This window comes from Paenibacillus sp. FSL R5-192 (genome assembly GCF_000517845.1).
GTDB classification, from domain to species: domain Bacteria; phylum Bacillota; class Bacilli; order Paenibacillales; family Paenibacillaceae; genus Paenibacillus; species Paenibacillus amylolyticus.
On the sequence record NZ_ASPR01000048.1, the window covers coordinates 128,116 to 141,455 of the forward strand.

Sequence of the window (13,340 nt, forward strand, 5' to 3'; positions counted from 1 at the left end):
TTGGAACGTATCAGACGATTTATTCGCGAGTTGTCCGAACATCAGTGGCTGGAGCAATTACAGCTGCGCAACTGGGACATTACCCGCGCTTATTATCATGTGCCAGGACAGTATGAGGATCAGGGTGAGTACCCCGAAGGGCAAGATTTTGAGCGTTTTCCGAGCAAACAGGGAACGACTTATTTTTTCAGAACACGTTTGGAGATTCCTGCTACATGGCAGCAAACACCTTATGGGCTTGTATTTGAGACAGGCGGAGAAGGCTTGCTTCGGGTAAATGGGAACTCTTATCAGGGCCTTGACCGTAATCATACCTACGTCACGCTTGATCCATCCAAAGTCGGAAACGCTCCAGAACTGGAGATCGAGATGTTTGATCCGGTACCTGAACCTGTAGACCCGTTGAATCAACAGGCGGTTATTCAGCCGCCAATCACATCAATTACGAGCTTGCTGGTGAGACCCAATGAAGCGGTTCGTAGTCTGATGTATACCGTCATTATTGTCCGTGATTCGGCTGTGTTGCTACCGGAAAGTGACTTTCGGCGGGTTCGCCTGTTAGAACTGGTATATCGTGCGATGGATCAATTTGTAGGCATGTCAACAGAAGAGATTGAGCAGGGTGAGGGTATTCGTCAGATTGAGAATAATCTGAAGCATCATGTGCGTGAGATTGGCGGAAACGCGGAAGGTCTGGAGCATATGGTGGGACAGTCCCATATTGATATTGCCTGGCTGTGGCCTGTACGTGAGACGGTACGCAAAACGAGCCGTACTTTCTCCACCGTGGATGCACTCATGAATGAATATCCGGACTATGTTTATTCCCAGAGCCAACCCTTACTATATGCGTTTCTGAAGGAGCATGATCCCGAGCTGTATGCACGGGTGAAGCAGCGGATTGTAGAAGGTCGCTGGGAGTTGGTGGGCGGCATGTGGGTTGAGCCCGATCTGAACATCCCAAGCGGGGAGTCCCTGATTCGCCAGATGTTATATGGTCAGCGTTTCTACATGGAGGAGTTTGGCAAGACATCACAGATTGAATGGCTACCGGATACGTTTGGTTACTGTGCCTCCCTGCCGCAGATTTTGAAGCATGGCAATGTGGAGTATTTCATGACAACAAAGCTCGGATGGAATGACACAAATGTGTTTCCATACGATCTCTTCCATTGGGTGGGTATTGACGGCACACCGATCCTGTCCTACCTCAATCATGGGGTTAACGAACACACCCTGCCGAAGGACATTCATGATCACTGGCAGTCCTACCGTGAGAAAGCAGCACATCCGGAGCAAATGCTTCTATACGGACACGGAGATGGCGGCGGTGGCGTAACACGCGAGATGCTGGAGTATGTGGATCGCGCAGACCTGATGGTTGGACAGCCTGCGAGCCGATATAGCACAGCTGGAGCTTTCTTTGCCGGAATTGAAAAGGAGCAACCTGTACTTCCAAAGTGGCATGGCGATCTGTATCTGGAGTTACATCGGGGAACCTACACGACCCATGCGCGCAATAAGCGCAACAACCGGAAAGCGGAGGTTCTGTATCGAGAAGCTGAGCTGTGGAATACACTCGCTCTGCCAGATATGGAGGCAGATGCAGAAGCTGAAGTGCGTTCAAATCTGCATGAAGGCTGGAAGCTGATTTTGCTGAATCAATTTCATGATATTATTCCGGGCTCGGCAATTACGGAGTCCTACGTCACTTCGAATGAGGAATATGTACAGGTATTTGAATTGGGCAGAACCGGACTGGATCAAGGCATTGCTGCATTGACAACGGGTATCAACACAGAGGGACCTGAAGGTTCAGTAGCCTATGTTGTATTCAACAGCCTGGGCTGGAAACGGAGTGCAGTCGTTCAACTTCCTGTGCAGGATGGCTTGGATCGCTACGGCATCGATGAAGAAGGTCAGCGCTTGCGGATGGATCGGGAGGATGGCAACATGTCTATTCTCGTGACAGACATTCCGGCGTTTGGATATAAGACGATTTGGCTTGTACCGGAAAATACAAGGGAAACGAATGTACGGGAAATGACCACCCTTGCCGCACAACCAACCTTTAATGATACATGGGATACCGCCTTTTACCATGTGCAGTTCAATGAACGTGGGGAGATCACCCGCCTGTGGGATAAAACCGCAGAGCGTGAGATGTTGAAGCCGGGTGAACGAGGCAATCAACTTCACTTCTTCCACGATCGTCCAACGCTTTGGGATGCATGGGATATCGACAGTCGTTATGAAGAACAGATTGCTGGCGAAGTGGAACTGTTGGAGAAAAAGCTGGTGCTGGCGGGTACAACGAAGGATATCCTGCGTTTCCATTGGAAGCTACCTCAATCGGAAATCACACAAGATATCGTCTTTTATCATGATTCACGACGTATCGACTTCCAGACACAGGTGAACTGGAACGAAAATCACAAACTTCTGAAAGTTGGTTTCCCGATTGATGTGGTGACCTCCAAGGCTACGTTTGAGATTCCATTTGGCGCACTGGAACGTCCAACACATCGCAACACAAGCTGGGAACAAGCCCAGTATGAAGTCTGTGGACATCGCTTCGCGGATGTGTCCGAATATGGATACGGCGTGAGTCTGCTCAATGATTGCAAATACGGGTATGACGTGCAGGGAAGCACTATTCGTTTGTCCCTACTGCGTGCACCCAAATGGCCTGATCGCACAGCCGATCTGGGAGAACATGAATTCACCTATTCCCTGTATCCACATGACGGAGACTGGCGAACTGCACACACCGTACGTCAGGCAGCTGAGCTGAATCATGAGGTGACGGTACAGCAAGTGAAACAAGTGCAACAAAAGGGTCAGATACAACAAGAGCAACAGATAGAGCAGGTACAGCCGAGGGAAGAAGTACAGCAAAGCACAGGGAATGGAGTCGATCCAATTGCAGATGCAACTACTCATGCGGCACCTGTACGTCCAGCAACAGGCTCATGGATTAAATTCAACAGCAACCATGTCATTCTGGATACCGTCAAATTGGCAGAGGATGGACAAGGCACCATACTTCGTTTCTATGAATCGTCAGGAAAACGCGAAAACATCACATTGCAATGGCCGCATGCCTTTGAGCAAGCGTACCACTCCAACGCACTGGAAGAACCGATCAAACCACTGGCCCATACCAATGGCCAGATTACATTATCTTTTAAACCTTACCAAATACAAACCGTGCTACTGCGGTAAACCTTTTTGAAATATTTTTGAGCTATACATGTTCAACTAAAAATTTACACGATAACGGAGAGGACAGAAAGAATTCGAAGAAGCGAAGCGTTCGCCTTTATCCCCAGATTTTACCCTTTAGAAAAGGGAATCAAAAAAATCTGGGGATAACAGCGATCGGAGGATATTTCTGACCGCGCAGTGGTCCCGTGTAAATTTTTTGTTTCATCCTGTATAGCTACACCATTCAATTTGTTTAAGGAGTTGCACTCATCCATGGAACAGTTCAGATTACCCAAAATACCTATGCCACCTGTTGCTTTGCCACAATCCATTCAGGCCGTGCTCGAAGAAGCAGAACAGAAACTGGCTCACCGACCAAAACTGCTTCAATTATTCAAAAACTGCTTCCCTAACACCATCGAGACAACAACCAAGTTGATGGAGGACGGTACGACTTTTGTTATCACAGGGGATATTCCGGCTTCCTGGCTGCGTGATTCCGTGGAGCAGGTGGTACATTACATTCCGTTTGCAAAAGAAGACGAGGACCTGCAACGCATTATTGGCGGGCTGATCAAACGTCATATCCAGTATGTTCACATCGATCCGTATGCCAATGCTTTCAATGAGACGGCCAACGACTGGCACTGGAACACCACGGACGAAACCGAGATGTCACCTTGGGTGTGGGAGCGTAAGTTTGAGATCGACTCATTATGTTTTGTTGTACGCCTGGCGTATTTATATTGGAAGGAAACCGAGCTGACTGACATTTTCGATTCCAGCTTCAAAGCAGCGATGCGTAAAATCGTGGACCTGTTTAAAGTCGAACAGCATCACATGGAACAATCTCCATATCGCTTTACTCGTAATAACGGCATCCCAACAGATTCCCTGCGCAATCACGGAAAAGGTATGCCAGTCAACTACACGGGGATGATCTGGTCCGGTTTCCGTTCCAGTGATGATGCGTGTGATTTCCACTACAATATCCCTGGTAACATGTTCGCGGTTGTCGCTCTGCGTCAAATGCAGGAGTTTGCCGAGTGGGTGTTCCGGGATATGGAACTTTTGCAGGAATTGAAGGATCTGGAGCAGGATGTGGATCACGGCATTCAGTTGTACGGGATTTATCGTCATCCGGAATTTGGACCGATCTATGCGTACGAGACGGACGGTTATGGCAACCACTGTCTCATGGACGATGCGGGTACACCGGGACTTATGTCCATTCCATATCTGGGTTACGTCACAGCGGAGGATCCGATCTACCAGAATACGCGCCGTTTTGCCCTGAGCAAAGAGAACCCGTTCTATTATGAGGGTAAGGTTGCCAAAGGGATCGGAAGTCCGCACACCCCACCAGATTACATCTGGCATATGGGATTGTCCATGCAAGGACTGACTGCGCAGTCTGCCGAGGAGAAACTGGAGATTATTCGCATGCTCGAAGCAACGGATGCGGATACAGGTTATATGCATGAAGGCTTCCACGCCGATGATCCAACGATTTTTACACGAAAATGGTTTGCATGGTCCAACAGCCTGTTCTCCCAGTTGGTCTACAGATCGATGAAGGATGGCCTGTTATGAGTATCCAACCTAATGATAAAAAGCTGATTATCTTCGCTGATCCTGCGTTTCCGATGGAAGGTGCTTCTCCAACTCATGAGGCTCTGAATACATGGAAAGCAGTCGAAGAGATCACCGTTGTAAACGCCGAAGAACTCGCAGAGGCTTTGAAGACCACAGCAGGTAAAGGATGTCTGGTCAATCTGCATGCACCCTATTTTCCAAAGTCCGCCTGGACGGAGATTGCCGCTTACTTGCATCAGGGCGGAAGCCTGATCAGTGTGGGGGGCGCACCCTTCAAACGTCCGGTTCGATATGAAAATGGGGCATGGGTTGTAGAGTCCGAGCAGACCGCGTATCATCAGGAACTCTATATTCATGAGGCACTGAACGTATCTTCTGCCAATGTGCAATCGTACACTTCATCCGAACAGATCCCGCTTCTCACTGGGAAAGAGGGGCTGTTCGAGAAGGCAGATACATGGAATTTGATTCCACATACAACCAAAACAAGTGATCTGCCCCACCAGATGGGGTCATCAGGACCGATGAGTACGCAGATTTATCCATTGCTTCGTGGCATGAGTAAAGACGGGCGCAGTGTCGCCGCTCCGGTTGTTCTGTGGGAAAATTCGCGCGGGACTTTCGTAGGTTCACGCTGGATGTTTGTGCATCTGCCGCTGACCACCTCATTCTGGACGCAGGATGGCGCTGCCGAGATTGTGAAATGGGCGCAATTCTGTGCGCAAGGTGTAACTGAGTTATCCCTCAAAACGAATTATGCTTCGTATGAGCCAGATGAGCGGGCTGTACTCATGTTGCAAGGCCAGATTTTACAGCGTGCAGGCAATAGACTTACCGAATCCGAGCTGTGGACGTTTGACATAACGGTCGAGCATGAAGATCGCACAAGTGGCACGACGGAGAAGGTATGGAGCCATCGACTGGAGATGGAACTTTCCGGTGAGCAGCGTTTCGAACGTATACTTCTCCCGGTTTCCCTTAAAAGTGGGCTGTATCGGATCGTATGCCAGGCGCAGGCTCCTGACGGTGAAGTTCGGACCTTGCGTCAAGGCTTCTGGGGACAGGATGCTGCACTGCTGGCAGAAGGGGAAGTGATTACCCGCAGCAGGGATTATTTTGTAAAAGACGGACGTCCTCTCCCTGTTGTGGGTATGACCTACATGACCTCCGATGTGGCACGGAAATTTTTATTTCTGCCCAATGCGGATGTCTGGGATCGAGACATGGCTCAGATGGCAAAAGCCGGCATCAACTGGATTCGGACGGGAATCTGGACCGCCTATCGCAACATGATGCAGGTAGACGGACATATGGCAGAGGATGTGCTTCGTGCCATTGATGCATTTATTTTAACGGCGAAACGCCACGGCTTGCAGGTCACGTTCACTTTCTTCTCCTTTACACCAGAGACATGGGAAGGCACGAATCCGTATTTGGACCCGCAGAGTGTCGAAGCACAGAAACGTTTCATCCGCAGTATCGTCAGTCGTCACACGCATACAACACATGTGGACTGGGATTTGATTAATGAGCCATCGATGTTCGATCCAGTACGTATCTTCTCAGCTGGCCCACGCTCGGCGAGGGATTCGTATGAACAGCAGGCTTTTATCGCTTGGCTTGAACAACGGCATCAGACGATTGAGGCGTTGCAGGAGGCATGGAACATGTCACCGAAGCAGCTTCCGAACTTTGCTGCCGCGGTGATCCCGGAGGCGGAAGAGATTAACTTTGATGTACAGGACATGCACAAGGCCAAAAAGGGAACACGCTGGCTCGATTACTGTCTCTTCTCTATGGAGATGCACAATGTTTGGGCAAGAGAGCTTGTAGGTACGATCAAAGACCTGGTTCCCGATCATCTGGTCACTGTGGGACAGGACGAAGCCCTTGGTGCACAGCGTCCTTCTCCGTTCTTCTATGAACGTGAAGTGGATTATACAACCGTGCATTCCTGGTGGTTAAACGATGATCTGATCTGGGATGGCATTTTCGCTAAAACGCCACATAAGCCAAATCTCATTCAGGAGACGGGCATCATGTATGTGGAAACTCCAGATGGACGAGCCAAACGTACGGAAGAGGAGCTTCGTGGTATTCTCGAACGAAAGTACGCCTATGCTTTCTCGACAGGCGGCGCTGGCGCCGTGCAATGGATCTGGAACACCAACTTCTATATGGATAATGCCAATGAGTCCCATATTGGGGCCCTTCGTGCAGATGGTACGGAGAAACCCGAGGCGGATGTGTCTTATGATTTTGGCCGATTCATGCATGGCATTCGTGATCTCTTTGAAGACCGCGAGCTGGAGGATATTGCAGTCGTGTTCCCGTATTCCAATGACTTCTCCAACCGTGCCCTGGCCTATGATGCCACAACAAAGCTTACTCGCGTGATGTCTTATGATCTGAAATTGCCATTCCGTGCGTTATCCGAATATCATCTGGAAGCGTTGGAGCAGCAGCCACCGAAACTGATTATCGTACCGAGTCCGCACAATATGGAGAGCGATGCACTTCAACAATTGCTCACGTTTGCGGAGAAGGAAGGCACGAGCCTGCTCATTACAGGGCCGCTGGGACTGGACGCATACTGGAAGGCAACTGACCGGGCCGATCATATCGTAGGTAAACGCAGTCTGGGTAACGTACAGCGGGAAGAACTGCTGAATATTAACGGCGTGAATCACCGGGTGACCTACGGACGGCGTCGTATCGCCGAGGTGGCAAAGGAGACGTTGCTTCATGGAGATAATGGTACAGCAGATGAAGTACACGTTCTGCCTTTGGGTAAAGGAAAATTAATCTGGACTCCACTGCCGCTCGAGTTAAATGGACGGGACGAGCCACTTGCTGAATTGTATCGTTATGCAACCGAGATTTCGGGCATCGAACAGGAGTTGGAATGGATATCTGGCGGAGATATCGCAGGGATCTATGGACGGAAGCTGAGTTTTCCAAAAGGAAATATGTATGTATTTGTATCGGAATTTGCCTTGAACCATGAAGTTCACGTGAGAGATCAACGTACAGGTGTATCGTATACGTTCCAACTGGAGAAAAATCGTTCGGTGCTGTTTGCCACGGATGCTTCCGGAAAGCTGACTGCGGTGTATCGCCCTGATGAGGTTGAGATTGTACAACAAGAGGAAAGAGGTGGGATAACACGATGACCAAAAAAAAGAGAGCACATATTATTTCGCATACCCACTGGGATCGGGAATGGTACTTGCCGTATGAGAAGCATCATATGCGTCTTATTCAGCTCGTCGATTCACTGTTGGATCAGCTTGATGAGGGATCGGACTATAAAAGCTTTTATTTGGATGGACAAACGATTATTATTGATGACTATCTTCAGGTTCGACCGGAGCAGAAGGAACGACTGGAGAAACATATCCGCAATGGGCGGATTGTGATTGGACCATGGTACATTTTGCAGGATGCGTTTCTGACGAGCGGAGAAGCCAATGTGCGCAACATGCAGGTTGGACATAAGGACGCCAAACGTTACGGCACCCCTTCGAAAATTGGTTACTTTCCCGATACATTCGGATTGGTCGGGCAGACTCCACAGCTGATGCAGCAATCAGGCATTGATAATGTGTTTTTTGGACGTGGTGTGAAGCCGACGGGATTTAACAATACGGTATCGGATGCCGGATATGAATCAAGCTTCTCGGAGCTGATGTGGGAAGGACCAGACGGATCAAAAGTACTCGGCGTATTGTTTGCCAACTGGTACTCCAACGGAAATGAAGTTCCAGTAGACGAGGAATCGGCCCGCAAGTTCTGGGAAACCAAGCTTGCAGACGCTGAAAAATATGCATCAACGAATGAGTTGTTGTACATGAACGGATGTGATCACCAGCCGATTCAGCGAGACCTGCCAGAAGCGATTCGCATGGCTGAACAATTACATCCCGATATCGAGTTCATTCACTCCAACTTTCCGGATTATCTGGAAGCTTTGAGAGCATCGTCTGAACATGAACTGTCCACGGTCAAAGGCGAATTGCGCAGTCAGCGTACCGATGGCTGGGGAACCCTGGTGAACACCGCCTCGGCTCGTGTCTATCTGAAACAGATGAACCAGCTGGGCCAGACTATGCTGGAAAAAGTGGCTGAACCCCTGGCATCCTACGCCTATCTGCTTGGACATGCCTATCCACATGATCAACTGACGTATGCCTGGAAAACGCTGATGCAAAATCATCCGCATGACAGCATCTGTGGATGCAGTGTGGATGAGGTGCATCGCGAGATGGTGACACGGTTTGATAAGAGCCGTCATGTAGCAGAGGCTTTAATTGAAGAGAGCACCAGCCAGATTACTACAGCTGTCGATACCTCCATATTTGAGCGTTACGGCGAGCAGGCTCGACCTGTTGTGGTATTTAATACAACGGGTTGGGAACGCAGCGGTGTGGTTCAGATGGAACTGGACGCGGCTCGGTTGTATTTCCGGGATGGACATACGTTGGAAGAGATGGCGACGCAGATGAAAGCCGTTGACCTGTCAGACCGCATACTGGTAGATGAAGATGGTAACCACATTCCATGTTCGGTGGAGGATCTGGGTCTGCAATTTGGCTATGATCTGCCTGATGATCGCTTCCGTCAGCCGTATAGCTGTCGGCGCGTTCGTATTCGTTTTGAAACAGAAAATGTAGCTGCATTTGGCCTGAAAACCTATGCATTGGTCAACGTTGCGGATGATGCTAAGAGTGGTACTCCGTCGAAAACGACTACGCTGTTGCGTGGTGAACGTGGCATGGAAAATCAACATATGATCGTCACGATTGCAGACAATGGTTCATTCACACTCACAGACAAACGAACAGGCCGGACTTACAAGGACCTTGGCGTGTACGAAAATGTGGGCGATATCGGTAATGAATACATGTTCAAACAGCCAGAGAACGAAGTGGCGCGGACAACACAAGCGCTTCAGGCCGAGATTCGGGTATTAGAAGATACATCATACTCTGCCTCGTTCGAAGTGATTCATCATTGGGAAATACCGGAGTCTGCGGATGAGATGCTGGATCAGGAACAGCGAGAACTGATTTATTATCCACATCGCAAAGCCCAGCGTTCAACTAAAATGATTCCACTTCAGATCCGTACTGTTATATCACTTAGTAGTAGTGGAAAAGGAGTACAATTGGAGACAATCTTCAACAATCAGGCGAAGGATCATCGGGTGCGCGCCCTTTTCCCAACGGATCTTGTATCTGCTGTTCATCATGTGGATTCCATGTTCGAAATTGCAACACGTGATAACAAGCCTGCACCGGAGTGGCAAAATCCAAGCAATACACAGCATCAACAGAATTTTGTGGATGTGAGTGAAAAAGAGGCGGGATTGGTCGTAGCCAATCTGGGTCTGAATGAATATGAAGTCCTTCAAGATGGACGTAACACCATCGCCGTAACGCTGCTTCGTGCTGTGGGCGAACTCGGAGACTGGGGTTTGTTCCCGACACCGGAAGCACAATGCCTTGGTGAACATACATTTCAGATCGAGATCATTCCGCATGATGGCAATGGTGCAGCATCAGGTGCATATATTGAGGCGTATCAGTTCCAGGTTCCTTGGACGCTGGCACAAACCGAAGTACACCCAGGTTATCTGACACCTAACAACACACCGTTTGCATGGCAAGGAGACGGCTTGGCTTTTTCTTCAATCAAGGTGAATGAAGATTCCGGCGATGTGATGCTCCGCTGGTTCAATATGACCACCGACTCTGCTACGTTGAAGCTTGCTGCTTCGCAAGCGAATGCACAGTCATTCGAAACGGCATACAAAAGCAACATCTTGGAGGAAGAGGGCGAAAGGCTTCATGCCCGCAGCATAGAAGAGGCATCAACATTATCATTTGCCAATAAAGAATGGACCATACAGACAGGCTCATGCGAGATCGTTACTGTCGGCTTGCGCTGCTGATCAAAGTTGTTTAAAGAGTCGAAAAACAGACTTTTGAACACACACTAAAAGGTACAGGACTGCAAGTGTACTATAAACTAGGCATTACGTACGGTGGCAGAAGGGTTACGCTATTTACCAGATCTATGAGTTGAGTTATTGGTTGTTTTTCTATAGAATGAACAGTAGAATTGCAAATGATCGAAAGTTCCTATGCCATCAAGATGGTCACAGGTACACTTCATTGTTCATTCTATATTGAAACATTAAGGGGGCTTGAAGCCATGGAATCCTTGGGAGGACTGCTTCAGCAGCTGAACCCTGCCTTTCGTGAGGAATCGCGGCGGATTGCGGCGGAATTGATGGAAAATCCGTACGTACGTGAATTCCGCGCAGGTCATCCTGAACTGCAAGATGCACAGCTCATGACCGATCTGAGCAAGCTGTTTCAGTACGCCAAAGACTCTAAGAACTGTGCGAATTGTCCGGGACTCGACAACTGTCCTAACGATTTTCAGGGCCACTTTTGCAAACTGGAAGTAGAACATTTTAACGGTAAACCCGAAATCATAGATATAAAAGCGCCTTGTTCCAAACATATCGCTCGGCAAAATGAACATATTATTAAGCAACGCATTCGCAGTTTCTATGTGGACGAGCGTGCGCTCAGTGCCGGATACAACGACGTGGAGATTATGGGCAAGGATCGGATGCGTGCTCCGGCAGTAAATCAGGTGCTTCGTTATATTAGCGAGACCAAGGAGAATGGATTATCTCCGCAAGGACTGTTTCTGGAAGGAACATTCGGGACGGGCAAGACGTTTCTGATGTGTTACCTGTTGCATGAACTGGCGGTTGCAGGCCACACGGGTGTCATTATTTATATGCCTGACTTTGTGGAGGATCTGAAATCCATGATCAGTGAAGGGCAGAAGCTGAAGGAAATGACGGATATTTTGAAAAGTTGTGATCTGCTCATCTTTGATGATATCGGGGCAGAGAATCTGAACCCTTGGGTTCGGGATCATGTGATGGGGTCCATTCTGAACTATCGGATGAATCGTAAACCTACGTTCTATACGTCCAATTACAATCTGGATGGGCTGGAGAAACACCTTAGTTTCACCAACCGGGACGGCGAGGAAATGAATAAAGGGCAGCGTCTCATGGACCGGATTCGTCCATTTGTGGATGTTATCTCCGTTCGGGGTGAGAATCAGCGCGGTAAACGTTGAACCGATCTAATTGAACGAAACGGTTCTGGACAAGGTTAATCTTCAAATTATCGGTGGAGTTTACGATTTAGAAGCTGAGCTGATTGCAATCAAAAGCTAAAGTAGTCCCAAAAAAAGCCTGGCTTTCGCATTGTCGCGAAAACCGGGCTTTTCTGGTCCTGCGTGAGACCTGTGAGTGTCTTATTCGGTGAGGAATTTGAAGATAACCATACCGAAAAAGATCACTGTCATCAGGCCGGCCATGCCGGCAACACCCGCGATCAGATCAAATAGATCGTTGCGGGGTTCCTCGTTCACATGTTCACGCGGGTCGTTGATCCGCACATTTGCATCCATGTTATTGCCTCCTTATGGGGAAACAGCTTGCCCGTATGGGGGCTGAAACCCGGAGTAATTTTAGTATACTTGGAAAAGAAAGCGTTTGTAAAGATTTTGCAGTTAGTATGCCACATCCTGTAATTGTGAAGATTTGATGTTGGGAAGATGAACATTGCAGCGTTCAATTCACAAGTTTGACGTACCTGTGTTATACTGGAAGTGTCGTTCACGACGTTACAGGTTAAAATAAACCGTAAGTATATATAAGGAGGACAATTTCATGGCTATTGTTAACGTATCCGATCAATCCTTCAACGCTGAAGTAGAAGGCGAAGGAACGGTTCTTGTTGATTTCTGGGCGCCTTGGTGTGGTCCTTGTAAAATGCTCGCTCCAATCTTGGAAGAGCTGTCCACAGAAGTTGGCGATGCAGTGAAAATTGCTAAAGTTAACGTGGATGAAAATCCGGAATCTGCTTCCCGCTTTGGCGTAATGAGCATTCCAACTTTGATCTTCTTCAAAGACGGTCAACCGGTAGATAAAGTGGTTGGTCTGAACTCGAAAGATGCGCTCAAAGGAATTATCGAAAAACACCAATAATTTACAGGCTTACACATACGCCTCCGGTTTACATACCGGGGGCGTTTTGCGTCGAATACCTTTATATAGGACAATATAAAGTAAAAATATTTTTTACACTTGAATGTAGAGTACAGAACCGATCTGGAGAAGCGAAGTGCTCGCGTTTATCCCGGATTCATCTCTGATATATAGATGGAACTAATTATTTACACAGTAACGGAGAGGACAGAAAAAACCTGAAGAAGCGAAGCGTTCCCCTAAAAGCTTTCTGAAAGAAAGCTGCATCGGAAGCATACGCTATCAACAGATTTTTCCCTTGAGAAAAGGGAATGAAAAAAATCTGGGGATAACAGGGATTGGAAGGTTGTTCTGTCATCGTAGTGTCAGTGTGAATTATCTTTAGTTTCTTCTTATAAAAAAGGTGACTCAGAGACAATCCGATAACGGATTGGAAGACGGTACTGTAATCAGA

At 48.3% G+C, this 13,340-nt stretch carries 7 protein-coding genes; 6 read left to right on the plus strand and 1 reads right to left on the minus strand.

Features of this window, described 5'->3' with window-relative positions; genetic code table 11:
• The 5 genes from C161_RS24295 to dnaI all read left to right on the plus strand — a co-directional run bounded on the left by C161_RS24295 (nt 1) and on the right by dnaI (nt 11,970).
• The gene (locus tag C161_RS24295; protein WP_036673374.1) at nt 1-3,225 is read left to right on the plus strand and encodes an alpha-mannosidase; all 3,225 of its coding nucleotides are present in this window, start codon (nt 1-3) and stop codon (nt 3,223-3,225) included.
• 255 nt (nt 3,226-3,480) lie between these two features.
• Nucleotides 3,481-4,800 carry a glycoside hydrolase family 125 protein gene (locus tag C161_RS24300; RefSeq protein WP_036673375.1) on the plus strand — a complete coding sequence of 440 codons (1,320 nt, stop codon included), beginning with the start codon at nt 3,481-3,483 and terminating at the stop codon, nt 4,798-4,800.
• The gene (locus C161_RS24305; protein WP_036673377.1) at nt 4,797-7,976 is read left to right on the plus strand and encodes a beta-galactosidase; all 3,180 of its coding nucleotides are present in this window, start codon (nt 4,797-4,799) and stop codon (nt 7,974-7,976) included. The genes C161_RS24300 and C161_RS24305 overlap by 4 nt, the downstream gene beginning before the upstream one ends.
• A complete protein-coding gene (locus C161_RS24310; protein ID WP_036673379.1) occupies nt 7,973-10,756 on the plus strand; it encodes an alpha-mannosidase in 2,784 nt (927 codons plus the stop codon). Before C161_RS24305 ends, C161_RS24310 begins: the two co-directional genes overlap by 4 nt.
• Nucleotides 10,757-11,019: 263 nt before the next feature.
• Nucleotides 11,020-11,970 (plus strand): primosomal protein DnaI, encoded by a 951-nt coding sequence (dnaI, locus tag C161_RS24315; protein ID WP_036673381.1) that lies wholly within the window; start codon nt 11,020-11,022, stop codon nt 11,968-11,970.
• Between the two features lie 180 nt (nt 11,971-12,150).
• Here dnaI and C161_RS32480 read toward each other — a convergent pair whose 3' ends face one another.
• The gene (locus tag C161_RS32480) at nt 12,151-12,306 is read right to left on the minus strand and encodes a YqzM family protein (RefSeq protein ID WP_143781130.1); all 156 of its coding nucleotides are present in this window, start codon (nt 12,304-12,306) and stop codon (nt 12,151-12,153) included.
• Nucleotides 12,307-12,568: 262 nt separating this feature from the next.
• Between C161_RS32480 and trxA the strand changes: the two genes are divergently transcribed.
• The gene (gene trxA, locus C161_RS24320; protein WP_036605788.1) at nt 12,569-12,886 is read left to right on the plus strand and encodes a thioredoxin; all 318 of its coding nucleotides are present in this window, start codon (nt 12,569-12,571) and stop codon (nt 12,884-12,886) included.
• Nucleotides 12,887-13,340 lie beyond the last annotated feature (454 nt).

Excerpts from the sequence above, each read along its gene's own strand:
- dnaI (WP_036673381.1), top strand. The coding sequence starts at position 11,020 with ATGGAATCCTTGGGAGGACTGCTTCAGCAGCTGAACCCTGCCTTTCGT.
- C161_RS24310 (WP_036673379.1), top strand. The coding sequence starts at position 7,973 with ATGACCAAAAAAAAGAGAGCACATATTATTTCGCATACCCACTGGGAT.
- C161_RS32480 (WP_143781130.1), bottom strand. The coding sequence starts at position 12,306 with ATGGATGCAAATGTGCGGATCAACGACCCGCGTGAACATGTGAACGAG.
- trxA (WP_036605788.1), top strand. The coding sequence starts at position 12,569 with ATGGCTATTGTTAACGTATCCGATCAATCCTTCAACGCTGAAGTAGAA.
- C161_RS24300 (WP_036673375.1), top strand. The coding sequence starts at position 3,481 with ATGGAACAGTTCAGATTACCCAAAATACCTATGCCACCTGTTGCTTTG.
- C161_RS24305 (WP_036673377.1), top strand. The coding sequence starts at position 4,797 with ATGAGTATCCAACCTAATGATAAAAAGCTGATTATCTTCGCTGATCCT.